Annotated in this window: 23 protein-coding genes; 19 read left to right on the top strand and 4 right to left on the bottom strand. The window is 72.9% G+C overall.

Going from position 1 to position 24,539, the window contains the following annotated elements; translation table 11 throughout:
- The first annotated feature begins 252 nt into the window (after window positions 1–252).
- A complete protein-coding gene (gene ileS / locus MED01_RS23095) occupies window positions 253–3,399 on the top strand; it encodes an isoleucine--tRNA ligase (protein WP_238670654.1) in 3,147 nt (1,048 codons plus the stop codon).
- Window positions 3,400–3,658: 259 nt separating this feature from the next.
- Here the strand turns inward: ileS and MED01_RS23090 are convergent, their stop codons facing one another.
- Entirely contained in the window at window positions 3,659–4,921 is a 1,263-nt protein-coding gene (locus MED01_RS23090) for an MFS transporter (protein WP_238670653.1), read from the bottom strand.
- 160 nt (window positions 4,922–5,081) lie between these two features.
- Between MED01_RS23090 and MED01_RS23085 the strand changes: the two genes are divergently transcribed.
- Both MED01_RS23085 and MED01_RS23080 read left to right on the top strand, forming a co-directional pair.
- Window positions 5,082–6,074 carry a LacI family DNA-binding transcriptional regulator gene (locus MED01_RS23085; protein ID WP_238670652.1) on the top strand — a complete coding sequence of 331 codons (993 nt, stop codon included), beginning with the start codon at window positions 5,082–5,084 and terminating at the stop codon, window positions 6,072–6,074.
- A gap of 78 nt (window positions 6,075–6,152) precedes the next feature.
- Window positions 6,153–6,854, top strand: coding sequence for an alpha/beta hydrolase (locus MED01_RS23080; protein ID WP_238670651.1), 702 nt, complete (start codon window positions 6,153–6,155; stop codon window positions 6,852–6,854).
- Between the two features lie 162 nt (window positions 6,855–7,016).
- Here the strand turns inward: MED01_RS23080 and MED01_RS23075 are convergent, their stop codons facing one another.
- A complete protein-coding gene (locus MED01_RS23075) occupies window positions 7,017–8,141 on the bottom strand; it encodes an FUSC family protein (RefSeq protein WP_238670650.1) in 1,125 nt (374 codons plus the stop codon).
- 410 nt (window positions 8,142–8,551) lie between these two features.
- On the bottom strand, window positions 8,552–9,181 hold the full coding sequence (locus MED01_RS23070; protein ID WP_238670649.1) for a TetR/AcrR family transcriptional regulator: 630 nt from the start codon (window positions 9,179–9,181) through the stop codon (window positions 8,552–8,554).
- Between the two features lie 67 nt (window positions 9,182–9,248).
- Between MED01_RS23070 and MED01_RS23065 the strand changes: the two genes are divergently transcribed.
- Window positions 9,249–10,412 carry an FAD-dependent oxidoreductase gene (locus tag MED01_RS23065; protein ID WP_238670648.1) on the top strand — a complete coding sequence of 388 codons (1,164 nt, stop codon included), beginning with the start codon at window positions 9,249–9,251 and terminating at the stop codon, window positions 10,410–10,412.
- Here MED01_RS23065 and MED01_RS23060 read toward each other — a convergent pair.
- Window positions 10,382–10,846 carry an NUDIX domain-containing protein gene (locus MED01_RS23060; protein WP_238670647.1) on the bottom strand — a complete coding sequence of 155 codons (465 nt, stop codon included), beginning with the start codon at window positions 10,844–10,846 and terminating at the stop codon, window positions 10,382–10,384. The genes MED01_RS23065 and MED01_RS23060 overlap by 31 nt on opposite strands.
- A 170-nt stretch (window positions 10,847–11,016) precedes the next feature.
- Between MED01_RS23060 and MED01_RS23055 the strand changes: the two genes are divergently transcribed.
- From MED01_RS23055 to MED01_RS22985, 15 genes are all read left to right on the top strand, one after another.
- Window positions 11,017–11,799, top strand: a complete 783-nt coding sequence (locus tag MED01_RS23055; protein ID WP_238670646.1) for an LppM family (lipo)protein — start codon at window positions 11,017–11,019, stop codon at window positions 11,797–11,799.
- A 143-nt stretch (window positions 11,800–11,942) separates the two neighbouring features.
- Complete coding sequence (locus MED01_RS23050) at window positions 11,943–12,287, top strand: hypothetical protein (RefSeq protein ID WP_196923244.1); 345 nt, start codon at window positions 11,943–11,945, stop codon at window positions 12,285–12,287.
- Between the two features lie 11 nt (window positions 12,288–12,298).
- Window positions 12,299–12,907 (top strand): glycine zipper family protein, encoded by a 609-nt coding sequence (locus MED01_RS23045; RefSeq protein WP_238670645.1) that lies wholly within the window; start codon window positions 12,299–12,301, stop codon window positions 12,905–12,907.
- Window positions 12,904–13,602 (top strand): carboxypeptidase-like regulatory domain-containing protein, encoded by a 699-nt coding sequence (locus MED01_RS23040; RefSeq protein WP_238670644.1) that lies wholly within the window; start codon window positions 12,904–12,906, stop codon window positions 13,600–13,602. Before MED01_RS23045 ends, MED01_RS23040 begins: the two co-directional genes overlap by 4 nt.
- 23 nt (window positions 13,603–13,625) lie before the next feature.
- Window positions 13,626–14,876 (top strand): phage tail sheath subtilisin-like domain-containing protein, encoded by a 1,251-nt coding sequence (locus MED01_RS23035; protein WP_238670643.1) that lies wholly within the window; start codon window positions 13,626–13,628, stop codon window positions 14,874–14,876.
- 1 nt (window position 14,877) lies between these two features.
- On the top strand, window positions 14,878–15,360 hold the full coding sequence (locus MED01_RS23030) for a phage tail protein (protein WP_030327509.1): 483 nt from the start codon (window positions 14,878–14,880) through the stop codon (window positions 15,358–15,360).
- Window positions 15,335–16,744 carry a hypothetical protein gene (locus tag MED01_RS23025; protein ID WP_238670642.1) on the top strand — a complete coding sequence of 470 codons (1,410 nt, stop codon included), beginning with the start codon at window positions 15,335–15,337 and terminating at the stop codon, window positions 16,742–16,744. Before MED01_RS23030 ends, MED01_RS23025 begins: the two co-directional genes overlap by 26 nt.
- Window positions 16,744–17,616 (top strand): CIS tube protein, encoded by an 873-nt coding sequence (locus tag MED01_RS23020; RefSeq protein WP_238670641.1) that lies wholly within the window; start codon window positions 16,744–16,746, stop codon window positions 17,614–17,616. The genes MED01_RS23025 and MED01_RS23020 overlap by 1 nt, the downstream gene beginning before the upstream one ends.
- Entirely contained in the window at window positions 17,613–19,205 is a 1,593-nt protein-coding gene (locus MED01_RS23015) for a contractile injection system protein, VgrG/Pvc8 family (RefSeq protein WP_238670640.1), read from the top strand. Before MED01_RS23020 ends, MED01_RS23015 begins: the two co-directional genes overlap by 4 nt.
- Window positions 19,205–19,543 (top strand): hypothetical protein, encoded by a 339-nt coding sequence (locus MED01_RS23010; protein ID WP_238670639.1) that lies wholly within the window; start codon window positions 19,205–19,207, stop codon window positions 19,541–19,543. The genes MED01_RS23015 and MED01_RS23010 overlap by 1 nt, the downstream gene beginning before the upstream one ends.
- Entirely contained in the window at window positions 19,540–19,974 is a 435-nt protein-coding gene (locus MED01_RS23005; protein WP_030489705.1) for a GPW/gp25 family protein, read from the top strand. The genes MED01_RS23010 and MED01_RS23005 overlap by 4 nt, the downstream gene beginning before the upstream one ends.
- The gene (locus tag MED01_RS23000; protein ID WP_238670638.1) at window positions 19,971–22,643 is read left to right on the top strand and encodes a putative baseplate assembly protein; all 2,673 of its coding nucleotides are present in this window, start codon (window positions 19,971–19,973) and stop codon (window positions 22,641–22,643) included. The genes MED01_RS23005 and MED01_RS23000 overlap by 4 nt, the downstream gene beginning before the upstream one ends.
- Window positions 22,624–23,139, top strand: a complete 516-nt coding sequence (locus MED01_RS22995) for a phage tail protein (RefSeq protein WP_238670637.1) — start codon at window positions 22,624–22,626, stop codon at window positions 23,137–23,139. Before MED01_RS23000 ends, MED01_RS22995 begins: the two co-directional genes overlap by 20 nt.
- The gene (locus MED01_RS22990; RefSeq protein ID WP_238670636.1) at window positions 23,136–24,065 is read left to right on the top strand and encodes a carbohydrate-binding protein; all 930 of its coding nucleotides are present in this window, start codon (window positions 23,136–23,138) and stop codon (window positions 24,063–24,065) included. Before MED01_RS22995 ends, MED01_RS22990 begins: the two co-directional genes overlap by 4 nt.
- The gene (locus MED01_RS22985) at window positions 24,062–24,523 is read left to right on the top strand and encodes a hypothetical protein (RefSeq protein ID WP_238670635.1); all 462 of its coding nucleotides are present in this window, start codon (window positions 24,062–24,064) and stop codon (window positions 24,521–24,523) included. The genes MED01_RS22990 and MED01_RS22985 overlap by 4 nt, the downstream gene beginning before the upstream one ends.
- Window positions 24,524–24,539: the final 16 nt, after the last annotated feature.

Genomic DNA, 24,539 nt, shown 5'->3' with positions numbered 1-24,539 from the left:
GCAGCTATGCTGGGCGGCATCGGCACCGATCCGGCCATCACCGGGGAGCCTCCGGAAGAACGGGCAGCCTCGCCGCCCCAGTAGAACCGGACGTCGCGGCACGTCACGTCGCGAAATTGAGCGGCGCCTGCACCATCGAGGCGCAAGCGGGGTGGTACCGCGGGGTCCTGGCCATACGCCCGGCACTTCGTCCCCGTGTGGGCATCGAGCTGATGCCCTCGCGAGCGGACGTGAAGTGTAGGGAGAACGTCGGTGCCGGACGGTCCGTCGAAGTCGCCATTCGTGCCACTTCCCACCAAGATCGACCTTGGTGGGCTGGACCGCGCGGTCATCGAGTGGTGGCAGGCCAACAACGTGTTCAACCGGAGTCTGGAGCAGACGGCCGACGGTCCGCCGTGGGTGTTCTACGAGGGGCCGCCGACCGCCAACGGCACGCCTGGCACCCACCACATCGAGGCGAGGGTCTTCAAGGACCTCTTCCCCCGGTACCGGACGATGCGGGGCTTCTCGGTGCCGCGCCGCGCCGGGTGGGACTGCCACGGTCTGCCCGTTGAGCTCGCTGTGGAGAAGGAACTGGGGCTCAGCGGCAAGCCCGACATCGAGCGGATGGGCGTCGCGGAGTTCAACGCCCTGTGCCGCACCTCCGTGTTGCGGCACGTGGACGAGTTCGTCCAGCTCAGCGAGCGTATGGGTTACTGGATCGACCTGGAGCATCCGTACCAGACAATGTCCCCTGAGTACGTGGACAGCGTCTGGTGGTCACTGAAGCAGATCCACGACGGCGGGCGACTGGTGGAGGACTTCCGGGTCGCGCCGTACTGCACCCGCGACGGAACGACCCTGTCCGACCACGAGGTGGCGCAGGGGTACGAGACCGTCACCGACCCGTCCGTGTACGTGCGGTTCCCGTTGCGCGGGGAGGTAGCCGGACACGGCGGCGTCGACCTGCTGATCTGGACCACCACCCCGTGGACCCTGGTGTCCAACACCGCCGTCGCCGTGCATCCCGCCGTGACGTACGACCTCGCCCGCACCGGGCAGGGCACGTTCGTCGTCGCCGAACCGCTGACCCGGCGGGTCCTCGGCGACGAGGCGGAGATCCTGGCGACCCTGCCGGGGTCGGCCCTGGAAGGTTTGCGGTACGAGCGGCCGTTCGACCTGGTGGACATCCCGGACGCACACCGGGTGGTCCTCGCGGAGTACGTCACGACCGAGGACGGCACCGGGCTGGTGCACCAGGCGCCGGCGTTCGGCGCGGACGACCTCGCCGTCTGCCGCGCGTACGGGTTGCCGCTGGTGAACCCGGTCGCCCCGAACGGGCGCTTCAACGACGACATCGACCTGGTCGGCGGGGTGTTCTTCAAGGACGCCGACGCGTTGCTCATCGACCGTCTCCGGACGTCCGGTCGGCTGTTCCGGCATGAGCCGTTCGAGCACCCGTACCCGCACTGCTGGCGGTGCCACACCCCGCTGATGTACTACGCGCAGCCGTCCTGGTACATCCGGACGACCGAGGTCCGCGACGAGCTGACCCGGGAGAACGAGAACACCAACTGGTTCCCGGAGCACATCAAACACGGCCGCTACGGCGACTGGCTGAAGAACAACATCGACTGGGCGGTGTCCCGCTCCCGGTACTGGGGCACCCCGCTGCCGTTGTGGCGATGCCCGGACAACCACGTGACAGCTGTCGGTTCCCGTACGGAGCTCGGGAAGCTCGCCGGCGCAGACCTGTCCGAGCTGGACCCGCACCGCCCGTACGTCGACGAGATCACCTTCAACTGCCCGGACTGCGGCCAGGTCGCCACCCGGGTCCCCGAGGTGATCGACGCCTGGTACGACTCCGGGGCGATGCCGTTCGCGTCGTTGGGCTACCCCCACGTGCCGGGTAGCAAGGAGATCTTCGAGCGCACCTACCCGGCCCAGTACATCTGCGAGGCGATCGATCAGACGCGGGGGTGGTTCTACACGCTGATGGCGGTCGGCACGCTGGTCTTCGACAGGTCCCCGTACGAGAACGTCGTCTGCCTCGGGCACATCCTGGCCGAGGACGGCCGCAAGATGAGCAAACACCTGGGCAACATCCTGCTGCCCATCCCGTTGATGGACACGCACGGGGCCGACGCGGTGCGCTGGTTCATGGCCTGCTCCGGCTCACCGTGGTCGCCGCGCCGGATCGGGCCCGGCCCGCTCGACGAGATCGTCCGCAAGGTGTTGATGACCTACTGGAACACCGCGGCGTTCTTCTCCCTCTACGCGGCGAACTCGACGTGGGCGCCGCATCTGGCGCAGCCGGTGGCCCAGCGACCGGTGTTGGACCGGTGGATCGTCGGCGAGGTCCACGCCCTCGCGGCCGCCGTTGACGAACGGATGCAGAACTACGACACGGCGCGCGCCGGCCGACTGCTCGCCGACTTCATCGACGACCTGTCGAACTGGTACGTACGGCGGTCGCGGCAGCGTTTCTGGGAGGGCGACCCCAATGCCCTCACCACCCTGTACGAGTGCCTCGACATCCTCACGCGGCTACTGGCGCCGTTCATACCCTTCGTCACCGAGGAGGTGTGGCAGCAAATCGTCCGGCGCGGTGCCGAGTCAGCTCCGGAGTCGGTGCACCTGGCGGCCTGGCCCACACCCGACACCACACTGATCAGCACTGAGTTGTCGGCCCAGGTGGCCACGGCGCGGGCGTTGGCCGAGGCGGGCCGGTCCGCGCGTAAGGCGAGCGGTCTGCGGATCCGGCAGCCGTTGAGCCGGGCGCTCGTGGGGCTACCGGCCGGCACCGTTCTCCCGCAGGCGTTGCTTGACGACATCGGCGACGAGTTGAACGTCAAGGTCCTCCAGCCACTCGATGCCCAGAGCGGGGTCATCGACGTGCAGGTCAAGGCGAACTTCCGGACCCTGGGCCGCCGGTTCGGCAACCGCACCCAGCACGTCGCGAAGGCCATTGCCGCCGTGGCCCCCCGGGACCTGGTCGACGGCGTCCGGACCAACGGGACGTACCCGCTGTCTGTCGACGGCGCGCAGGTCGAGGTGGGCCTGGACGACATCCTGATCACTGAGGTGCCGCGTACCGGTTGGGTGGTGGAGTCCCAGCGCGGCGCGACCATCGCGTTGGACACCGAGATCACCCCCGAGCTGGCCGCCGAGGGCATCGCCCGCGACGTCGTCCGCATCATCCAACAGGCCCGCCGCGACGCCGACTTCGAGGTCGCCGACCGGATCACGGTGTCGATCGCCGCGTCCCCGGAGGTGGCGGCGGCGATCACCGCGCATCAGAAGCTCATCGCGCACGAGACCCTCGCGCTCAAGCTGACCGTGCTGGACGCGTTGTCGGAGGGTTTCTCCGGCACCGTGGGCGAAGGCTACGAGATCGTCGTACACGTGGTGCGGGCCTGAGCGGTGGCCGGGCGGGCGGTCAACCGAGCTGGGTCAGGTCCTCCGGGTACGGGGCGAGCGCCGCGCGGATCAACTCGGTGGCGTAGCGGGCCGGCCCGGTGCCGACGCGCAGGGCGCCGCCGGGCGAGACGTAGAACCCAGGGTCCAGCTACCCGCCGCGCCGGCGGTGATCTCGTCGGTTGGCATCGGGCGACCGTAACCAGCACGGGCGCGCGGCGCAGTCGGCCACGCACCCGATACCGCCCGGCAGCGAAGTGGGTCAGTTCTTGACCACCGACGGAGCAGTCTCGGCGGGGTGCGGCGGGCGCAGCACCGGCACCAGCAGCAGGGTCGGCAGCAGCAGCAGCGGCACCGCCAGCAGCGCGCGCAGGATGCCGACCTCGTCGCCGATCAGCCCCAGCAACGGCGGGCCACCGAGGAACGCGGTGTAGCCGATCACCGCGACCACGCTCACCCGTACCGCCGCGTGCGCCTCGTCGTCGGCCGCCGCGCTCATCCCGACCGGGAAACCCAGCGACGCGCCGAGGCCCCACAGTGCGACGCCGATGACGGCCACCGGCCCGGAGCCCGCCAGCACGGCCAGGCCGGCGCCGACAACGGCGAGGCCGATGGTGCCGCTGAGCACGGGCACCCGACCCCACCGGTCCAGCGCGATGGTGCCGAGGGTGCGTCCGACGGTCATGCCCACCACGAAGACGGCGAAGACCGCCGCGCCGGCAGCCTCGCTGAGGTCCCGTCCGTCGATGAACGCGACGGCCAGCCAGTCGTTGGCGGCACCCTCGGTGAACGCTGCCACCAGCACGAACAGCCCGATCAGCAGGGTGCGCGGCTCTCGCCAGGCGGCGAGTTGCGCCCGGCGACGGGCGGCGGGGGTGGCGTCCGCCGGGTCACCAGTGTGGTCGCTGCCCACCGGCAGGAACGTCCGGGCGGCGAGCGCGGTGCCGGTCAACACGACCACCGCCACAGCGACGAGATGCGCGCCGACCGACACGTCGAAGCGGGCCGCCCCGGCGCCAAGCGCCGCCCCGGCCACCGAACCGAGGCTCCACCCGGCGTGGAAACGGGGCATGATCGTCCGGCCCAGCCGCCGTTCCACAGCCGCGCCCTCGACGTTCATCGCCACGTCGCAGGCGCCGGAGCCGTAGCCGAGGGCAACCAACCCCAGGGCGACGAGGGCGAACGACCCGGTCATCGTGGCGCCCAGCCCCGCCACGGTCAGGCCGACCGCTACCAGCACGGTGGCCATCGTCACGGTGCGGGCCGCGCCGAATCGCTGGGCGAGCAGGCCGGAGGTGGGCATGGCGAGCAGTGCGCCGACGCTCATCGCCAGCAGCAGCAGCCCGAGTCGGCCGGCGGAAAGGTCCAACGCCTCACGGACCGCCGGGACGCGGGAGAACCAACTGCCGACGGCCAGCCCGTTGAGGGTGAAGGTGGCGGCGACACCGTTGCGGGCGAGCCGCACCGTCCGCAGGTTCGGCGAGGCGGTGTGCGGGGCCAGGGGTCGACTGGTGGGGGCGCTCACGAGGGCGGTTCCTCTTTCTCGGGGTGATCTCCTGGCACGATCGCACACCTGAGAGCGCTACCACCACAACCGGGGACCGCCCCTTACCGCTGCTGGTCGGGCCGGGGCATGATGTGCGCAGGCGTTGGTCCGACCGGACGGGCCGCCGCGGGAGGCGATGATGACGACAGCGGCACAGCAGCGACCGGCCACTCTTGAGGACGTGGCCCGGGTCGCCGGGGTGTCCCGGTCCACGGCGTCGCGGGTGATCGCCGGCACGGGGTTCGCGTCGCCGGCCGCCCGGAAACAGGTCACGGCAGCCGTCGACCAGCTCGGCTACGTGCCCAACCCGGCGGCCCGGGCGTTGGTCCGCGGCGGCGGCGTCCGCCTGGTGGTGGCCGTTCTGGGGACCAGCGACGCGGTGCTGGACGACCCGTACGTGCACCAGGTGGTCGGCTCGGCCGCCCGGGTGTGCACGCCCGCCGGTGTCGGGGTGGCACTGCACTGGCTGCCGTTCGGCGACCCCCGCAGCCTCCACCAACTCGACGGGGATCGCAGCGTGTGCGGGGTGATCCTGGTCAACACCACCGAGGAGTTGCTGGCGGCGGTGCCCCGGTCGTTGCACGGTCGGGTGGTCTCGATCGGCGTCGGCTCGGCGACAGTGCCGTCGTTCGACGTCGACAACGCCGCCGGCTCCGAAGCGGTGCTGCGCCATCTGTACGCCTCGGGTCGCCGCCGGATCGCCATGGTGACCGGCCCCCGGTGGCTGCCCTGCGCGCAACGCCCGGTGCAGACGTACCGCCGGCTGATGGCCGAGGCGGGCCTACCGGAGCGGATACTGCCCGGGGACTTCCGGGCGGCGCGCGGCCGGACGGCGGCCGGCGAGGCGCTGCAGCGCTGGCCGGACATCGACGCGGTCTACGCGATCAGCGACGACACCGCGCTCGGGGTGATCGCGGGCCTACGGGACGCCGGTGTGCGGGTGCCCGGCGACGTCGCGGTGGCCGGGTTCGACGACATCCCGTTGGCCGGGATGACCGCCCCGGCGCTGACCACGGCGAGTCACCCGGTGGGGCGGATCGCCGTCGCCGCGGCCACCGCGCTGCTCGACGGACGCCCGGCAGCACCGGCGACCCTCTTCCCGTCGGCCCTGGTGGCGCGGGCCAGCGCCTGAGTCGACGCTCGGCGGTTAACCCCGTACGGGCCGGGTAACCGCGTCGGACCTTTCGTCCAGCGTGAGGAGCGCCGACCCGTGTCCGACTCCGCGCCGTCGCACTGGGACCCGGCGCCGAGCCCCCGGGACGGCCGGTTGACCGCCCGCCGCCACCCGCCGGTGGCGCAGGGCCGCACCGGGCTGGTGCCGATGACCGGCCCCGACGGTGACCGGCTGGCCCTGGGGTACGCCCCGGAGCCGACGACCGACGCTTCGGCGTATCGGTTGGTGCTGCTCCTGCACGGCGCGGGCGGTTCCGCGCGACAGGGGCTGGACCTGCTGTTGCCGGTCGCGGACGCGCAGCACCTGCTGCTTGTCGCCCCGGACTCGTCGGCGGCCAGTTGGGACTTGATCGCCGGCGGTTTCGGGGCGGACGTGGGGCGCATCGACGGGCTGTTGGCGACCGTCTTCGACACCTACCCGGTGGCCGACGTGACGGTCGGCGGCTTCTCCGACGGCGCCTCGTACGCGCTGTCGCTGGGCTTGGCGAACGGGGATCTGGTCGACGCGGTGCTGGCCTTCTCCCCCGGCTTCGCCGCCCCACCGGTCACCCACGGCCGGCCACGGATCTTCATCTCGCACGGGGTCGACGACCGGGTGCTGCCCATCGACGTGTGCAGCCGCCGTCTCGTCCCCCACCTGCACGACCTCGGCTACGACGTGACCTACGAGGAGTTCCCCGGCGGCCATGACGTTCCCGCCCCGATCCGCGATTCCGCCCTCGCCTGGCTCACCACGTAACCCACCACCCCGCCCCGCCCCGCCCCGCCCCGCCCCGCCCCGCCCCGGTCGATCATGGAGTTGTGGTGGGCGATTGACGACGGAAAGTGGCTTACGGGAGGCACCACAAGTCCTTGATCGACCCGGGCGGGGCGGGGGAACCGCCGCTGATCGGTACGAACGTCAGACCGGGGGGAGGCCGAGGGCGTCGTCGACGCGGGCGAGGACTGCGGCGTCGTCCTCCGGGTTGACGCCCCGCAGCAGGTCGATGGCCGTGGCCCGAACCTGACCGATGATCATCGCCAGGGGGAGGGTCTGCGTGGGGCCGAAGAGCTGCCCGGCGGCGTGCACAGCGGCCAACGCCGACTCGTCGGCCCGGCTGGCGTGCCGGTCGGCGGTCTCCTCCTGCCCGTTCAGGTCCGCGGCGAGGGCGGCACCGGCCTGACGGACCGCCTCGGCCAGCGACCGCAGGGCGGCGCCCAGCTCGGGCGGGGCCGGGGTGTGCAGCCGGCTGAGGGTCACGCCCGCACGGGCCAGCACCCGGACATTGCGGACCGCGTAGTCGATCTGCCGGATCGACTCGTCCACCGAGCGCAGCCGACCGATGTGCCGACGTCGACGGACGTTGAGCCGCAGCGCCTCACCGGCGGCCAGCACCCCGTCGCGCAGCCCGTCCACCCGGGCGTCCATCCCCCGGGCCTGCCGCAGCGCGGCGACCGCCGCCGGCTCGTCGCGGTCGTCCAGCGCGTCGGCGATCCCGCCGAGCAGCCCGGCCAACTCGTCGAAGGTCCGCCGCACCTCGGCGACCAGCGGCGCCAGCGGATGCCGGGCGTCGACCAGCAGGCTGGCCGCGAGGGCGACCACGCCGCCGACCAGCGCGTCGACGAAGCGGAACGGCACCAACGAGCCGTCCGGTGGTGCGACCACCACCAGGTAGAGCGCCGAGACGGCCGCCTGCACCAGCGTCACGCCGGTGGCGCCGAAGGCCACCGCGAGGAGGACGGTGAGCAGGATGACTGTGAACACCGTCCAGGTGCTGCCCGGGCCGAGCGCCTGCACCACCAGGTCGGCGACGAGCACCCCGGCGGCTACCCCGAGGATGACCTCGACGGCCCGGCGGATGCGCTGCCCCCGGGCCTGGCCGAGGACGATCAGCGCGGCGGCCGGCGCGAAGAAGGGCTGCGGGTGCCCGAGCAACCGGGTGGCCAGCAGCCAGGCCACGGTCGCCGCGACGGTCGCCTCCAGCACCGGCCGCCAGCCCTGCCGCAACCGCCCGCCGGCCGTCCGCAGGCCGCTGAACCGCGTCATCGCCCACCCTCTCCCGCCCACGCCGGCCGGCCGGTCCGCCGCGCCGCCGGAAGCGCGACACCACGCCGCTGGCTCACCGCAGCAGGCCGCCCGTTCCCCCTTTGGAGCTGATGCCGTAAACGCATCAGGTTCGATGTCGTAAACGATTCAGCTCCAAAGGGCCGGCCCATGGCACCATGCCGGCGGCCGGCGGCGTCCCGAGGCGATCGTCTCCCATCACGCGTCGGACCTGATCACCGGGCTGCTTGCTACCTGCCCGGGTGCCAGCGCGTCGCTACCCGCCCGGGTGCCAGGGCGTTGCTGCCCACCCGGGTGCCAGGGCGTTGCTGCCCACCCGGGTGCCAGCGGGCCGACGGGTCCGCACGATGCCGGGCCGGGCGACCTGATCGACGACGGGCGCGCCGTCCGGGTCAGGTTCCGGTGAGGGCGCGCAGCAGCGTACGGACGGCGGAGCTCAGGTCGGCCCGGCTGGCCGCGGTGCCGGGCGGTGGGGCGGTGAGCGCGCCCGCGCCGGCCAGCCGGTCGAAGAGCAGCCCGTCCACGAACGCCACGAACTGGTCGCCCTGCCGCTCGGGGTCGGTGGCCCCGGCCCGGGTCAGCAGGTCCCGGGCCTGCACCCGCAGGCCGGTGCCGTGTTGCAGGATGCCGCGCAGCTCGGGCCGGTGCACCGCTTCCAAGAGGCAGGCGTAGCGGGCGAGGCTCCGGCTGCGCCCGGTGCTCAACCAGCGGTCGAGCACCTCGGCGACGCCGGCGGCGAGCGCGTCGAGGTCGCCGCTGTCGAGCCGGGGGGCAGGGGTCGGGGGTGGCGGGCCGGTCGGCAGGTCGTACGCGGCCAGGTCGACCCGGTCCCGTTCGGCGAGCCGTCCGACGACCGCCTCGATCAGCGCCTGCCGGGTCCGCAGGTACGCGGAGGTGGTGCCCGGCGGCATTCCGGCGCGGCCGTCGACCGCGCGGTGGGTCAGGGCGCGCATGCCACCGTCGGCGATCAGTTCGATGGCCGCGTCGGTAAGTGTCGCGATCCGGTTCGCCCGCGCCGTCATGGCTCTCCTCCCTTCCGGTGGTCCGCAGGTAGTATCGCTCTTCTACAGATGTAGAAGGAGGATCGGCATGGACGACTCACACGCGGTGGTGGTGGGCGCCGGCATCGGCGGGTTGAGCGCGGCACTCGCCCTGCACCGGCACGGGTGGCGGGTCACAGTGCTGGAGCGCGCCCCCGAAATGCGCGAGGTCGGTGCCGGCCTGAGCCTGATGGCCAACGCCGTACGCGGGGTGGACGCCCTCGGTCTCGGCCCGGCCCTGCGCCGGGGTGGACACGGTGAGGCACCCGGCGGAATGCGCGACCGGCACGGGCGGTGGCTGTCCCGGGTGGACGCCTCGGAGATGATCAGGCAGCTGGGCACCACGGCGCTCGGCGTGCACCGGGCCACGCTGCACCGCACCCTGCGCGAGGCCCTGCCGGCGTCGGCCCTGCACACCAATGCCACGGTGGAGCACGTCGAGTCCGGCCCGGACCGCGCCGAGGTGCGCTACCAGAGGCCGGACGGTCCCCACACCCTCACCGCCGATCTGGTGGTCGGCGCCGACGGCCTGCGCAGCCGGGTCCGCGCCCAACTCTGGCCGCAACACCCCGGCCCGGTGTACGCCGGATCGACGACCTGGCGAGCGGCCATCGCGTTTCCCGATCCGATCCCGGCCGCCATCACCTGGGGGCCGGGAGCCGAGTTCGGCATGGTGCCGATCGGCGACGGCCAGCTCTACTGGTACGGCGCGCTGAACGCCCCGCCCGGCGGCCACGCCCCCGACGAACTGGCAGCCGTGCGGGAGCACTTCGGCGACTGGCATGCCCCCATCCCGGCGCTTCTCGCCGCGACCCCGCCCGAAGCCGTCCTACGCAACGACATCCACTACCTGGCCGAGCCCCTGCCCTCGTACGTGCGGGGGCGGGTGGCGTTGCTCGGCGACGCCGCCCACCCGATGACGCCCAACCTCGGGCAGGGCGCCGGGCAGGCGATCGAGGACGCGGTGGTGCTCGGCGCGGTCTGCGCCAGCGGCGCCGAGGGAGTGCCGGCCGCCCTGGCCGCATACGACGAGCAGCGTCGACCACGCAGTCAGTCCGTCGCCCGTGCCTCCTACGTTGCCGGGCGGTTCGGACAGCAGCTGCAGAACCCGATTGCCTTCGCGATGCGGACCGTCGCGTTGCGGCTCATCCCGAGCCGGCTGGCCCTGCGCAGCATGGCTCGCTACGCGGACTGGCGACCACCGGCGGGCTGAGCCGGCCCGGCGATCCGGCCGGTGGCCAGGGCGGTGTACTCGGCTGAGGCGAGGATCTCGGTCAACACCTCCACTGTGCCCGGAGTCCACTGACGACCGTCGAGCACCTCGGCACCGGGGACGAAGAGCATCGCCGCACCCTCGCCGAGCACCACGTCCTCCTGCCGGGCGCTGGTGCTGCCGAGGAAGTAGTGCTTCACCCGGGCCAGCTCGGGCAGCGACTGCACGGCGACCGGGCGCAGTGGCCCGTCGGCCCGCAGGCCGGTCTCCTCCCACAACTCCCGCTCGGCGGTCTGCTCCGGTGTCTCCCCCGGCTCGCCGTGGCCGCCGGGCAGCCCCCACACGTTCGGGTGGTGCGTCGCGTTGCCGTCGCGCAGTTGCAGCAGCAGCTGCCCGTCGGGATCTACCAACAGGACGCACGCGACAATTCTCATCCGACCAGACTACGGCCGGCGAGAAACCGTCGCGGCCCCAAAGCTCCAGAATAGTCATTCGGGTCGCCGCCGGGGCTAATCAAAGGCGACAGTGCGCCGGTACAATCGGCGACTTCGTTGTGACCGATCGCTGACTGCTGATGGTGAAAGCGATCACACACACTGACCCCATGAACAGGAGAGTCAACCGCGGCAGGGCACTCCGCGTCGCGGTGTGCCTCCTTCTTCTCGCCGCGCTGAGCGGCTGCATGCAACTCAACATGGGGTTGACAGTCAACGCCGACGACACTGTCGACGGGCAGCTCCTGCTGACGGCCCAGAAGTCCGTGCTGAGTGGTCGTAACAAGAACCTCCCGGTCGCCTTCGCGGAGCTGCGGCAGAACATCCCCGCCCTACCGGCGGGCGAGGAAACCCTTTACCAGGACGACACTTTCTACGGGTCCCAGATCAGTTACCGCAAGGCGCCGCTGGCCGGGTTCGACACCGAGAGCGTGAAACTGGTCAGGGACGGGGATCTGTACCGCTTCACGCTGCCGCTCGATCCCAAGAAGTACGGCGGAAAGGTTGCGGAGCAGAATCCGCAAAATCAACAGGCGTTCCTCAAGCTGATGTCGTTCGAGATCTCGGTGACATTTCCCGGCCGGGTGATCGACAGCAATGGCACCGTCAACGGCCGTTCGGTCAGTTGGAAGGTCGACCCCAACCAGGAGAAGCCAGCCGAACTGCGGGCCGTGGCCGAGGCGCCAGCGCGACCGTCCTCCTCACCGGTTGCCGCTGGCGAGGAGGACGACAGCGGGTTCCCCTGGCTGCTGGTCGTCGGCGGTGTCCTCCTGCTGCTGCTGCTCGCCGCGGTGGGCGTACTCCTGGTTCGCCGCCGTCACCCCGCGGCGCCGGCTGCGCCCGGTCCGACCCCGCCGCCGGGCCCGCCCGCCGGCGCCCCGGGGCCCGGCTGATCCATCTGGTGGCCGGCTCAGCCGGCCACGCCCGGCCCCGGCCGCCCCCGAAACGACGGCGACCGGCCCCGGTGCTCCCCGCAGGGACACCGGACCTCACCACCACCACATCCCGGTCGCACCATCGCAGAAGGGGGATCGTCATGAACGATCTCTTCACCTGGGCAGCCCTGGGGACCATCGCCGGCGCGAGCGCCGCCACCCTGCTGGCCACCAACGTCATCGGCGGGCTGATCGGCCCGAGCGGCGACAAGCTCCGCAAGTGGATCGCCATCGCCATCGCGCTGCTGCTGTCCTACCTGACAGCGGCGTTCGCCGACGACGCCGGCGGCGAGAAGTGGGTCATCGCGTTCTTCAACGCGCTTGTCATCTTCTCCGCCGCGCTCGGCGTCAACCAGTTCCCGCCCGGCAACCGGCAGGCGACCCAACCGTCGCCGACCCAGGTCGCGCAGGGCCGTGAACCCCGAGTCTTCCGTTCCTGGGTCTGAGGGGTGCCGTCATGGTCTTCGGAATTCTCAGCGCAGCCATCCAGGTCGGCTTCGCCGCCCTGCTCGGCTTCCTCGCCGGTGGCTCGATCGGGCTGCTGATCGGCGCCGTCGTGGGCCTCGTGGTCGGCGCGGTCTTCGGCTGGTCGGTGGCCTCCGCCGGGGTGTACGCCTCGGACGCCCGCGGCATCTTCCTCTTCGTCGTCGACCACACCTGGAGTCTGCTCAACACTGTCGTCGGCGCCATCTACCTGACCGTGCACCTGATCTTCGGGCACTCACTGGACCGGCCCACGTCGCTGGGCAGCGGACGGGTCAGCGTGGTGGAGGGGGTCTCACCCCGCTACGCCACCACCATCGGCACCGTCTGCGCCGGCTCCAGCTCCGGCATCCAGCGGCATGAGGACGTGCACATCTTCCAGGGTCGCCTGCTCGGTCCGCTCTACATCCCCCTGGTGCTGGCCAACTACGTCCTGTTCACCATCGCGCCGGTGTGGCTGCTCTACCACGACCACACCAACGCGCCGATCAACCGCTTCACCCGGTACTTCGAGATCGGCGTCTACCCGCACGTGTGGAACGAAGCCATCGCGTACCGGATCCAGGGGACGCCGCCGCGATGACCACCCACGGGCGCGGACCGATCGAGACCGCCACCGCCGCGCTGGTCGCCTGGGTGACCAGCGCGGCGGGGGAACCGGTCCCGATCGGCCCGCCCCGCCCGTGCGACGACGCCGACGGGCTCACCCTCTGGCCGATGGAGCTGCGCACCGCCCGGCAGACCCGCTCCAGCGGCGCGGTCCGCGAACCGTACCGGTTCACTGTCCGCCACCTGCTGTGCGTCACCAGTCCGGCCGGGTTGCCCCGGCTGGACCGGGTACTCACCGCCGCGACCAGCGACGGCAGTTACCCGGTCGTGCTGGAGGCGGGCGATCCGGCACTGTGGACGGCATTCGGTACGGCGCCCCGACCGGCGCTGCTGATCGACGTGGCGGCGCAGGTGGAGCACCCGACTCCGGCCGCGCCACCGGTGCTGCAACCGCTGCGGTTGCGGCAACTCGACGTGCGCAGCCTCAGTGGGCGGGTGGTCGGCCCCCAGGAGCAGCCACTGGCCGCGATGCGGATCGAGCTACCCGCCACCGGGTCCGCCACCCGCACCGACACCGAGGGCCGGTTCCTGATCGTCGGAGTCCCGCACGACCCCGAGCACCCGGGCCCGGTCCGGCTGCGGCTGACCGGACGCGGGCTCGTCCTCACCGCAGACGTCGACCCCGCCGAGGACGACATCGTCATCGTCTGCGCGCCACCGACCCACTGACACCCACAGGCACAGGAGGACCGATGCCCAGTTACTTCTCCCCCGGCATCTATGTCGAGGAGGTCCCCAGCGGCGCCCGACCGATCGGGCCGGCGAGCACCAGCATCGCCGCCTTCGTCGGCGTCGCTCCGGACCGCTCCGCCCACCTGGGCAAGGCGGTGCCGGTCAACAACTGGACGGAGTTCCTGCGGCTCTTCGCCACCGGCGAGAGGGTGGAGAGCACCCCGCTGGCCCGGGCGGTCTTCGGCTTCCTGGACAACGGGGGCGCCCGCTGCTGGGTGGTGAACGTCGGCGAGGGTGGCGCGATCACCGGCACCGGGCAACGCCGTGGCGGCCTGCAACTGCTGGAGGCCGTCGACGAGATCTCCATCATCGCCGCGCCCGGGTTCCACGACGTGGTGTCCCACGAGGCGCTGCTCAGCATGGCCGAACGCACCCGCACCATGGTGGCGATCTGCGACCCGGCGCCGGACATCGACGACATCTCCGCGTTGACCCGGGTGGCCACGCCGTCCTCCGGCAAACCCCCGAAGCCCGCCGAGGGTACGGGCGGCGGTCCCGGCGGCGGCACGGCCCAGCCGGGCGGCTCCGGCGGCCACGAGGGGGCCGCCTACCGGCCGCGACAGTCCGAGTTCGGCGCGTTCTACTACCCCTGGCTACGGGTGCGCGACCCGATCAGCGGCGAGTTGGAACTCACCCCGCCGAGCGGGCACCTGGCCGGCATCTGGGCCCGCACCGACGCCCTGCGCGGGGTGCACAAGGCACCGGCCAACGAACCGGTGCGCGGCGCCGTCGACCTGGGTTACCTGGTCACCCGACCGGAACACGACGTGCTCAACCCCAAGGGCGTCAACGTGATCCGCTACTTCGCCGGCGAGGGCATCCGCGTCTGGGGCGCCCGTACGCTCGCCGCTGAGGCCAGCGAGTGGCGCTACCTCAACGTCCGACGCCTCAGCATCGCCATCGAACAGGCCATCGCCAACGGCACCCGGTGGATGGTGTTCGAGCCCAACGACTTCACCCTCTGGCGTTCGATCCGGCGCGACATCGGGGCGTTCCTCACCCGGGTGTGGCGCGACGGCGCGTTGCTGGGGCGCAGCCCGGAGGAGGCGTTCTTCGTCAAGTGCGACGAGGAGACCAACCCGCCGGACGTCCGCGACGCGGGCATGGTGATCGCCCACATCGGCATCGCGGTCGTCAAGCCCGCCGAATTCGTGGTGTTCAAGCTGAGCCAGTGGGCCGGCGGCACCGAGACCGAGACGATCGGAGGCTGACATGCCCACCACCGCCACCCCGCAACCCGGGGCCCCTGTCGACCCGTACCGGGCGTACAACTTCCGACTGCTCATCAACGGCGTCACCAACGGCCACTTCACCGAGATGACCGGGTTGGAGGTGAACATCCCCGGGCAGCCGTACCGGGAGCACGGCCTGGGTCGGATGCGGATGGTGCCCGGCCAGGCCGAGTACGAGCCGGTGACGCTGCACTTCGGCCTCACCGCCTCCCGTGAGTTGTGGGACTGGGTGAACGCCACCGCCCAGGGCACTCTCAACCGGCGCAACGTGTCAGTGGTGCTGCTCGACTCGGTCGGGACGGCCGAGGTGCTGCGCTGGAACCTGATCGACGCCTGGCCGACCCGGTGGCGCGGGGCACACCTCAACACCCTCAGCCACGAGATCGCCATCGCCTCGCTGACCCTGCGCTACGAGGGCCTGGAGCTGGAGACCGGCGGTGCCACCGCGCCGACGCCCGCGTAGCTGGCTGGCCGGCCGGCTGCGCTCGGCGGCCGGGGCGGTGCAGCGCCTCGCCGTGCGGGTCGAGCCCGCCGGCCACCTTCCGCCGCCGTCGCAGACGCCAGTGGTGGCCCCCCGCCGTTTCGGGGAGCCTCCGCGGCACTGGCTGGACCTTGTCGCGGCCCACGCGCCAGGCCTGCTGCACGACCTGGACCTCGACCCGTCCCCGACCGGCAACGCCGAGGCCGGGGTCCGCAACGGCGGGCAGGGCGAGCCGGCCGCTCGGGTCGACGCCGACGGCGCGGACCCGGTCGCGAACGCCAGGTTCGGCAGGCCCGACAGGCTCGGCGACGCGGGAGACGTGGGCGGTCGGGGTGCGAGCGGGGACAAGGGGTCGACCAGGTCGCGGGCCGAGGGCCGAACCGGCGGGGCGGGCCACCCGTCGCGAGCCGGTGACCAGCCCGACGGTACGGGCACCGGTGCTGCCTGCCCATCCGGCGACGGGACGCCCCCGACCAGCTCGGACCTGACCATCATGCCGGCGGGGTCCACCTGGCCGGACCCGTCGACCCCGCCAGCCGGTTCGACAGGGCCGGCGGGACCGGGCGCGGCGGCGCCTCCGGTACGGCGGGCGGCCCGGGTCGACACCACGGCCCTCAACACCATGGCCCTCGACAGCACGGCCCTCGACGCGAGCGGGCTGCCCCGGGCGGATGGGCCCCGACAGCCGGTCCGTTCCATGGTCTTCGGGCCGTCCAGTTCGCCGGGCAGTCGCCCGCGCCGGGCGGAGGGCGAAGCCACCCGAACCACCTCCCACCCGCACCCTGACGCACAGTGGCCCGGCGAGGTCGCCCACCGGCGTTCCGCCGACTCGTCCACCGCACTACCCGCCGCCGATCGACTCTCGGCTGGTCACGACGGGTTCCGGGGCGACCCGGCGGACGGCCAGGCGCGGCTGAGAGGGGATGCGGGCGGGCACCCGCCTGGTGGTGCGCCGAGCACGGCGCGCACGTCGCGGGCGGACGCGGTGGCTGGGCACCGTTTCGTGAACGGGCCGACCCGGGGCGGGGTCGACGCATCCTGGGCGGGTGCGACGGTGACGAGCGGCGGGAACCCGTCATCATCCGCGCGCGGCGAACTGGATCGCCTCGGGGACGGTGGACCCTGGCTGGCCCTGCCCGGCGAACCGGCACCACCCGGGCCCGTGGCCCCGCTGCGCGACGCACTGACGGGAGCGGCCGCCGGCGGACGAGCGTCGGGCGTCGACGGGCCGTCGCCCAGCGCGGCGACGCGGAGTGTCGACCCATGGCCGGCACTGCCCGACGACACCGCACTGTGGTCGGTCGCCGGAGCGTCGGTGGACAACGCCCAGCTGACCCGACTGGACCGGGAACAGGCGGGTGACTGATGGAACGCGTCGCATTCCTCATCGACTCCTCGGGCGTTCGGGTGGACTGCCTGCTCAACCCGGAGACCGTGCAGGTGACCCGGCTCGCCGGCGTACGCCAACGGGGTGCCGGCGGCGGGCAGCTCACCGGGTCCGGTCTGGCCGACGACCCGCTGGTCTTCACCGGCGGTGGCCGTACCGAGCTGGTGTTGGACCTGCTCTTCGACGTCGACTTCGTGGAGGCGCAACTGCGTCCGGCCGACGTCCGGGTGCTCACGCGTCCGCTGTGGATGCTGGCGGAGAATTCCACCGCCGAGCATGGTTGGCTGCGACCGCCGTTGGTCCGGTTGGTCTGGGGCAAGACCTGGAACGTGCCGGGTGTGATCGTCGCGGTGGCGGAACGGTTCGACGCGTTCACCGGCACCGGGTCGCCGCGGCGGTCCTGGTTGCGGCTGAAGCTGGTCCGCGCCGCGGAGACGGCCGATCAGGCCGAGGCCGGCTTCGCCGAGGAGCTGGCCGCGGCGAGCACCCCGACCGCCGCGCCGGGCAGCGCGGTGATCGCCGCCGGTGACGGCGCGGCCGAGCCGGGTCGCTCCGGTGTGCGTTTCGACCTGCTGGCAAACGACGCGCTGGGCTCGCCGCTGCGCTGGCGGCTGCTTGCCGAACACAACCGGATCACCGATCCCCTCGCCGTGCCGGCCGGCACCACCCTCGCCGTCCCACCGACCGCCGGCACCGCTTCGGTGACCGGGTTGGCGCGGTCGGTGGCGGGTGCTGTGGGCGCGGGAGCGTCGTACCTGGGCGCTTCGGTCGCCGGAGCGCCGTGGGACGGGGCCACCGGCCCGACCGGCGCGGTTCCGAGCGGGTCCGGCAGTCCCGGGGGTACGCCGTGACCAGCGTCGCGCCCCGAGCGTTGATCGTCCTGCTCGACGGCGTCGAGCTGGTCGGCGCGGCTCGTCAGCGGGTCCGCTCAGTGCGGGTGGCGGCCCGGCTCAACCAGCCCACCCAGGCCGAGTTGGTGCTCGCCACCACCGCCGGGACCGGCGCGTTCGACCCGGTGGTACGTCCCGGCACAGCGCTCGACGTACGGCTCGCCGACCACGCGGACGCCCTGTTCAGCGGCGAGGTCACCTGCGTGGAGGTGGAGTTCGCCGCCGACGGGGCGGCGGTGCTGCGGCTGCGGGCGTACGACCCGCTGCACCGGCTGCGCAAGCGGCAGGGGTTACGGGTCTTCACCGCGGTGACCGCCGTCGAGCTGGCCCGGGAACTGTGCGGCGCGGTGGGGCTGGCGGTGACCGCCGAGGTCGACGGCCCTCGGTTGGAGCGGCTGCTCCAACACCGGCACAGCGACCTGGAGCTGCTGCGCGAGGTGGCCGGCCGGGCCGGGCTGCACCTGGCCGCCGACGGTGACGGCGTCCGGCTGGTCACCCTCGCCGGCTACGGGGAGCCTGTCGCGTTGACGCTCGGCGCGGAGGTGCACACCCTGCGACTGTCCACGAACACCGACCAGGCCAGCGGTGCCAGTGCGGCACTGGGCTGGCACCCGCAGCGGGCCGAGGTGATCAGCCAGCAGGTCGACGAGGCGCGCTGCGGCCGACCCGCCGACGACCGCCCGGACCCGGCCGACGTGGGTGCCGGCGGCGTTCGCACCGCCGTGGACCAGCCCGGCCGCAGTGACGACGAGTTGGCGGCGCTGGCCCAGGCCCGGTTGGACACCCGTGCGGCGGCGCTGGCCACGGCCGAGGGGGTGGCCGAGGGCGATCCGGCGCTACGGCCGGGCCGGCGCGTCGACCTCGGCGGGGTGCCCGACCCGGTCGCCGGGACGTACGTGCTGACCGAGGTGGTGCACACGGTGGACGGCAACGGGCACCTGACCCGTTTCTCCACTGCGCCGCCGGCCACCCCGACGACCCCGGGCGGCGGGGCGGTGGTCACCCTCGGCAGCGTCACCGACGTCGCCGACCCGGACGGGCTGGGCCGGGTCCGGTTGACCCTGCCGGCGTACGGGGACCTCGACGCCGGCTGGCTCGCCGTGCTCTGCCCAGGCGCCGGGCCGGGCAAGGGTCTGGTGGCGCTGCCCGATCCGGGCGACACCGTGCTGGTGGTGCTGCCCGGCGGCGAGCCGGCCTCGGGCATCGTGCTCGGTTCGCTGTTCGGCGCCGTCGAGCCGTACGACGCGGGCATCGACGACGGAAGGGCCCGCCGCTGGACGATGCGCACCGCCGGCGGACAGTCGATCGTCGTCGACGACGTGCGGCGCAGCCTGCGGCTGGGCACCGAGGGCGGCAGCTTCCTGGAGCTGACCCCCGACCTGGCCACCCTGCACGCGGCGTCCGACCTGGTGATCTCCGCACCCGGCCAGGCCATTGTGGTGCGCGCCCGCAGCGTGGACTTCCTGCACGCCGACCCGACCGAGGACCCGACCACCGCGGCCGAGCAGGCCCGTTCGCTCGCCCGCGCCCACCACGAAGGAGGCGGCTGATGCGCTGGATCCACAGTGACTCCGTGATCACCTGCGATCACGACGGCCGGGTCGAGAACCGACCCTCGCGGCAGTGGGTGACCGTGACCGGTGTGCCAGTGCTCGTGGACGACGACCCGGAGGGACGCGCCATCGTCGCCTGCCCGAACTACGGACCGACCATCAAGCCGTGTACGACGACGCTGACCGTCCGGGTCGGCTACAGCGACTGGATCCGCGTCGACGGGCACCGGGTGGTGCTGTCGCACCTGGAGGGGTTCACCAACGGCACACCGCCGGGGTTGGTCAAGCACACGGTGCGCGACCCCCGCCAACAGTTCCTGGGGGCGGACCGATGAGGGCGTTCCGCTTCGTCGGCGCCGGCTTCGACGCCGGCCGCACCGGCGGGTTGGCGCTCACCGCGGCCGGCGGCCTGGCGATGACCGAGGGCGACGAGAGCGTACGGCAGGCGCTGTTCCTGCTCCTGTCGACCACGCCGGGCGAGCGGCTGATGCGACCCGGGTACGGCTCCCGGCTGCACCGGTTGGTCTTCGCGCCCAACGACGACACCACGGCCGGCCTGGCCATTCACTACGTCCGGCAGGCCATCGCCCGGTGGGAGCCCCGGGTCGAGGTGATCGACGTGGACGCCGGGCCGGACCCGGACGACGCGTGGCGGTTGGTGATCCGGTTGGACTACCGGGTGCGGGCCAGCCTGACCCCCGGGCAACTGGTCTTCTCAGTGGATCTGCTCCCGGTCGACGAGCCCGCTCAGGGAGGAGCATCATGACGCTGCCCGTGCCGCACCTGGACGATCGCGGCTTCCTCGACCTGGTCACCGAGGCCCGGGAACGGATCCGGCAGTCCTGCCCGGCGTGGACCGACCTGTCGGCGCACGACCCCGGCATGGCACTGGTGGAGACGTTCGCGCACCTCACCGAGGTGATGATCTACCGGTTGAACCAGTTGCCGGAGAAGGCGTACGTCTCGTTTCTTAACCTGCTCGGGGTCACCCGGCACGCGCCGACAGCGGCCTGGGCGGACGTCCGGTTCACCCGTACCGGCACCGACCGCGGTGCGGTCCGGATCCCGGCCGGGCTGCGGGTCGCCGCGGCCCGGGGCGCGGACCCTCGGCCTGTCGTGTTCGTCACCACCGAGCCGACGCTGCTGCCTGCCGACGAGGCGTCGGTGACGGTGCGGATGCACCACTGCGAGCCGGTCGAGGCGGAGTTGCTCGGGGTCGGCACCGGCCAGCCGGGGCAGGTTCTGCGCGCGACGCGCGCGCCGCTGACACGCACCGCCGAGGCGCTGGACCTGCTGCTCGGGGTGGAGGTGCCGGCCGGCACTGTCGAGCTGGGTGCGGCGGCCCGCGAGCACGACTCCCGCACGTTCGAGATCTGGCAGCCGGTGGACAGCTTCGCCGGGCTCGGTCCGCAGGCCAAGGCGTACCTTGTCGATCGCTGCTCCGGCACTGTCATCTTCGCCCCGGCCCTCGACCTGCGACCCCCGGCCGGGGCGACCCCGCACGGCGGGGCCACTGCCGACGCGGCAGCACCGGCGAGCACCGTAGCGCCGGTGACCGTCGCGGCGGTGCCGCCGGCCGGACGGCAGATCCGGCTCTGGTACCGCGCCGGTGGCGGACCCACCGGCAACGTGGTGGCGGGCACGCTGACCAGCCTGCGCGACCCGCTACCGGGGGTACGCGTGGACAACCCCGCCCCGGCGGCCGGGGGCCGGGAGATGGAGGCGCTGGAGTCGGTGCTGCTACGCGGCCCGTACGAGTTCTTCGCCCAGCAACGGGCGGTCACCGCCCGCGACTTCGAGATCCTCGCGACCAGCTCCGGCGCGGTGGCGCGGGCGCGGGCGTTCACCCGCGCGGCGGTGTACAGCTTCGCCCAGCCGGGCGAGGTCGAGGTGGTGCTGGTGCCGTACGTGCCGGAGGCGGCCCGACCGGGCGGTCGGCTGCCGGTGGCGTTGCTGCGCGAGCACGAGGTACCCGAGGCGCGCCATCGGGTCGAGGCGGACCTGGAGGAACGCCGGATGGTCGGCATCCGCTCCCGGGCCACCTGGGCGAGGTTCAAGGCGGTGTCCGTGCGGGCCCGGGTGGTGGTCCGCCGCGAGGAGGACGTGGACGCGGTCCGTCGCCGCATCCACGACCGGCTGCACCAGACGTTGAGCCCGCTGCCCACCGCGCTCAACCCGACCGGTTGGCCGTTCGGCGAGCCACTGCGAGCCTCCAACGTGTACCGGCTGCTGGAGCACGCCGAGCCGGGGGTGCGCTACGTCGAGTCAGTGCGGTTCGTGGTCGACGAGGCCCCCGACGCCGACGTCCGCGCCCTCGCCGTGGACCAGTACCAGCCGCGCACCTGGTACGCCGGGCGCGGCCCGGTGCTGTTCCGCTCCAGCAACGGCGGCTCGGGTTGGGAGCCGGCCGGTCGGTTCGACGGCGAGACGGTGCTGCGGGTCGCGCCCGCGCCCGCGCCGGTACGGCCGGGCATCGTCGCGCGTCCCGGTTCGGTGGCGGTGGTGACGCTGCGCGCCTCGGGCGGCTCCCGGGTGCACCTGAGCACCGACCTGGGCGAGACGTGGTCGTTGCTCACCGACCTGGACTCGCGGATCTCCGACGTGGCCTGGTTGGACCGCGACGGCGCCGGCGCGCTGCTGGTGGCCACCGACACCGGCCTGTACGAGGTGTCGCTGCTGCCCGGGGCGGTGCCGTTGCAGATCCTGGTCGACCCCACCGACGCCGACCGGGGCTTCTACGCGGTCCGCACGTTCGTCTCCGAGCGGGGCGCGCCGGGAGTGGCGGTGGCGGCGCAGGCCAGCTTCGGGGTGTACCTGTCGACAGGCGGCGGCCGGCCCGGCAGCTTCGGTCACGTCGGTCTGGCCAACGTGGACAACCGGGTCCTCGCCGTGCAGTACGACGGCCCGGCCACCCTGCTGTGGAGCGGCGCCGGCGAACCGGACCCGAAGAAGCCCGGCCAGGGCTGCCACCGCACCCGGCTGTTCGAGTCCGACGTGAAGTGGCAGTCGATGCAGGCCGGGTGGATCGGCGGCACCTGCCGCGACCTCGCGTTCACCGGTCAGCAGGCGGTGGCGGCCACGCAGAGCGGCGGGGTGCTGCGGCTGGACACCCTGGCCGCCCAGCCGCAGTGGCAGGCGGTATCTGTCAACTGCGGGTTGCCGTTGCGGGACCGGACCCGGTTCGTGCCGGTCGACGCCATCGCGGTGAGCGGCTCGACGGCCGGGGGCGCCGCGGCTGGCGGCACCGGCCCGACGGAGCGGCTGATCCTGGCCGGCGGCGAACGCGGCGTACACCGCAGCGCCGACGCCGTCACCTGGACGCCCAGCGCCAACCAGGCCACCGCCGACGTGGTGACCGTCCCCGACACCTGGCTGCTCTGCTCCGGCGAGCACGACATCGAGGTGGTGCGCCAGGATGCGACGCTCGGCGATTGAGCGGCTGCTGCCCGCCGCCTACCAGCGGGCCTGCGTGCCGGGCAGCGTGCTCTGGGCGCTGCTGGACGTGATGGAGGGGCTGCACGCCCCGGACGAGGCGATCCTCGCCGAGGTGGACGCGCTGTTCGACCCGTACCGTGCGCCGGACGGACTGGTGGTGCGGCTCACCCGTTGGGTGGCGATGGACCACGTGGTGACCTCGCCCCGGCCGGACACCCCGCTGCCGCTGCCGGTGGGTCGGCTGCGCGACCTGGTGGCCAACGCCGCCCTGCTGGCCCGCTGGCGCGGCACCCCGTACGGAATGCGACGAGCCCTGGAACTGGCCACCGGGGCGTCGGGCTTCGTCATCGACGAGCCCGCCGAGCGGGCCTTCCACGTCGTGGTGCGGGTGCCGGTCGCCGCCGCCGGTCAGCTCGCCGTGATCACCCGCATCGTCGAGGCGGAGAAACCCGCGTCGGCCACCGTCGAGATCGTCCTGGAAGAGGAGTCGTCATGACCACCGAGTGGGCGGTCGTCGCCGCCGCCGAGCAGTTCACGGTCGACCCGCGCAACAGCGGCGAGCTGACCTTCACCGTGTCCAACCCGGGCAACGCGCCGGACACCGTGGTGTTCGACGTGGCACCCGGTGACGGCTCCCAGCGGGCGTGGTTCACCGTCGCCGAACCCCAACGGGTGGTACCCGGCCAGGGCTCGGTGTCGTTCCTGGTCAAGCTCGCCGTGCCGGCCGGCACCCCGCCCCGGCGCTACGACATGACCGGGTTCGCGTACTCGGCGAACACCGCGCCGGAGGAGAGTTCCCGCTCCAGCGGCCGGGTCACCTACGAGGTGCGGGCGGTAGCGCCGCCGCGGCGTACCCCGTGGTTGTGGATCGCCGCGGCGGCGGCGTTGGTGCTGGTGGTGGTCGCCGTGGGGGTGGTGTTGCTGACCCGCGGCGGCGAGCCGACCCCCGGCGAGCCGCGGGTGGTCACCGTCGAGGCGGAGAGCCTGGTGCCGGGCGCGGTGGTGGACTCCCCGGCGAAGAACGGGGCGAAGGTGGAGGCGCAGCCCAACTGCTGCGGGGTGACCTGGTCCGGCGACAGGCAGTTGTTCTTCCAGGGGTTGGCCATCGGCGACAAGGTCACCGTGACGGTGCAGATCCCGGCCGACGGCACCTGGCGTTTCGCCGCGGTACGCACCACCTCCCTCGACTACGCCAACACCGTCTTCGTCATCGACGGCACCCAGGTCGGCGGGACGTTCCTCGGCTTCACGCCAACGGTGCGCAAGACGGAATTCCTGGACGTCGGCGCGGTCCGGCTCGCCAAGGGCCCCCACCAGGTCACGCTGCTGGTGGTCGGCAAGACGCAGGGCACGAACCGCTACTTCGCGGGCGTCGACGAGATCCGGTTCACCGAGATCGTGGCGAAGGCAGTGGCCCGATGAGTGGACGGCAGAAGGCGGTGCTGGGGCTGCTCGCCGTCCTGCTGGTGGCGCTGTTCGTGGTCGCGGTCGGCGCGGGCCGCGACGACCGGGGTGATCCGGGGGCCCGCCACGGGTTCGTCGACCGGTTGGGCGCGCTGGGCGGCGAGCGTTCCGCTGTGGATCCGGCGAGGGTCAGCGCCGACTGCGCCGACGAGGCGGGCCGGCTGGAGTTCTCCGGCAACTGTGTGGTGCGGGTCGCGGACCCCGGCGGGTTGCGCACCCTGGTGCTGCGCAGCGCGGCCCGGTTCACCGTCGTCGCCCCGGCGCCCGGCGACGCCGACCTCACCATCCGCGACGAGGTCGAGCCGGCGGCGGACGGCACCGGCGCGGTGGCGAAGATCGCCGTCGACCAGGCCACCGAGGTGGGCCTGGTCTGCCCCGGCCTGGGCGGCTGCACTGTCGTCGTGGCCACGTCCTGACCCGACAGGGACCGAG

Origin of the sequence: Micromonospora alfalfae (genome assembly GCF_022230925.1) — a bacterium.
Taxonomy (GTDB): Bacteria; Actinomycetota; Actinomycetes; order Mycobacteriales; family Micromonosporaceae; genus Micromonospora; species Micromonospora alfalfae.
Note: the sequence above shows the minus strand (reverse complement) of the source record. Positions and strands in the feature narration are given on the sequence as shown.

What these genes read in the sequence shown, in the direction of transcription:
- MED01_RS23030 (WP_030327509.1), top strand. Translation starts at nt 14,878, where the DNA reads ATGCCCACCACCGCCACCCCGCAACCCGGGGCCCCTGTCGACCCGTAC.
- MED01_RS23070 (WP_238670649.1), bottom strand. Translation starts at nt 9,181, where the DNA reads ATGACGGCGCGGGCGAACCGGATCGCGACACTTACCGACGCGGCCATC.
- MED01_RS23040 (WP_238670644.1), top strand. Translation starts at nt 12,904, where the DNA reads ATGACCACCCACGGGCGCGGACCGATCGAGACCGCCACCGCCGCGCTG.
- MED01_RS22995 (WP_238670637.1), top strand. Translation starts at nt 22,624, where the DNA reads ATGCGACGCTCGGCGATTGAGCGGCTGCTGCCCGCCGCCTACCAGCGG.
- MED01_RS23020 (WP_238670641.1), top strand. Translation starts at nt 16,744, where the DNA reads ATGGAACGCGTCGCATTCCTCATCGACTCCTCGGGCGTTCGGGTGGAC.
- MED01_RS23060 (WP_238670647.1), bottom strand. Translation starts at nt 10,846, where the DNA reads ATGAGAATTGTCGCGTGCGTCCTGTTGGTAGATCCCGACGGGCAGCTG.
- MED01_RS23035 (WP_238670643.1), top strand. Translation starts at nt 13,626, where the DNA reads ATGCCCAGTTACTTCTCCCCCGGCATCTATGTCGAGGAGGTCCCCAGC.
- MED01_RS23045 (WP_238670645.1), top strand. Translation starts at nt 12,299, where the DNA reads ATGGTCTTCGGAATTCTCAGCGCAGCCATCCAGGTCGGCTTCGCCGCC.
- MED01_RS23075 (WP_238670650.1), bottom strand. Translation starts at nt 8,141, where the DNA reads ATGACGCGGTTCAGCGGCCTGCGGACGGCCGGCGGGCGGTTGCGGCAG.
- MED01_RS23010 (WP_238670639.1), top strand. Translation starts at nt 19,205, where the DNA reads ATGCGCTGGATCCACAGTGACTCCGTGATCACCTGCGATCACGACGGC.
- MED01_RS22985 (WP_238670635.1), top strand. Translation starts at nt 24,062, where the DNA reads ATGAGTGGACGGCAGAAGGCGGTGCTGGGGCTGCTCGCCGTCCTGCTG.
- MED01_RS23055 (WP_238670646.1), top strand. Translation starts at nt 11,017, where the DNA reads ATGAACAGGAGAGTCAACCGCGGCAGGGCACTCCGCGTCGCGGTGTGC.
- MED01_RS23065 (WP_238670648.1), top strand. Translation starts at nt 9,249, where the DNA reads ATGGACGACTCACACGCGGTGGTGGTGGGCGCCGGCATCGGCGGGTTG.
- MED01_RS23050 (WP_196923244.1), top strand. Translation starts at nt 11,943, where the DNA reads ATGAACGATCTCTTCACCTGGGCAGCCCTGGGGACCATCGCCGGCGCG.
- MED01_RS23085 (WP_238670652.1), top strand. Translation starts at nt 5,082, where the DNA reads ATGACGACAGCGGCACAGCAGCGACCGGCCACTCTTGAGGACGTGGCC.
- MED01_RS22990 (WP_238670636.1), top strand. Translation starts at nt 23,136, where the DNA reads ATGACCACCGAGTGGGCGGTCGTCGCCGCCGCCGAGCAGTTCACGGTC.
- MED01_RS23000 (WP_238670638.1), top strand. Translation starts at nt 19,971, where the DNA reads ATGACGCTGCCCGTGCCGCACCTGGACGATCGCGGCTTCCTCGACCTG.
- MED01_RS23005 (WP_030489705.1), top strand. Translation starts at nt 19,540, where the DNA reads ATGAGGGCGTTCCGCTTCGTCGGCGCCGGCTTCGACGCCGGCCGCACC.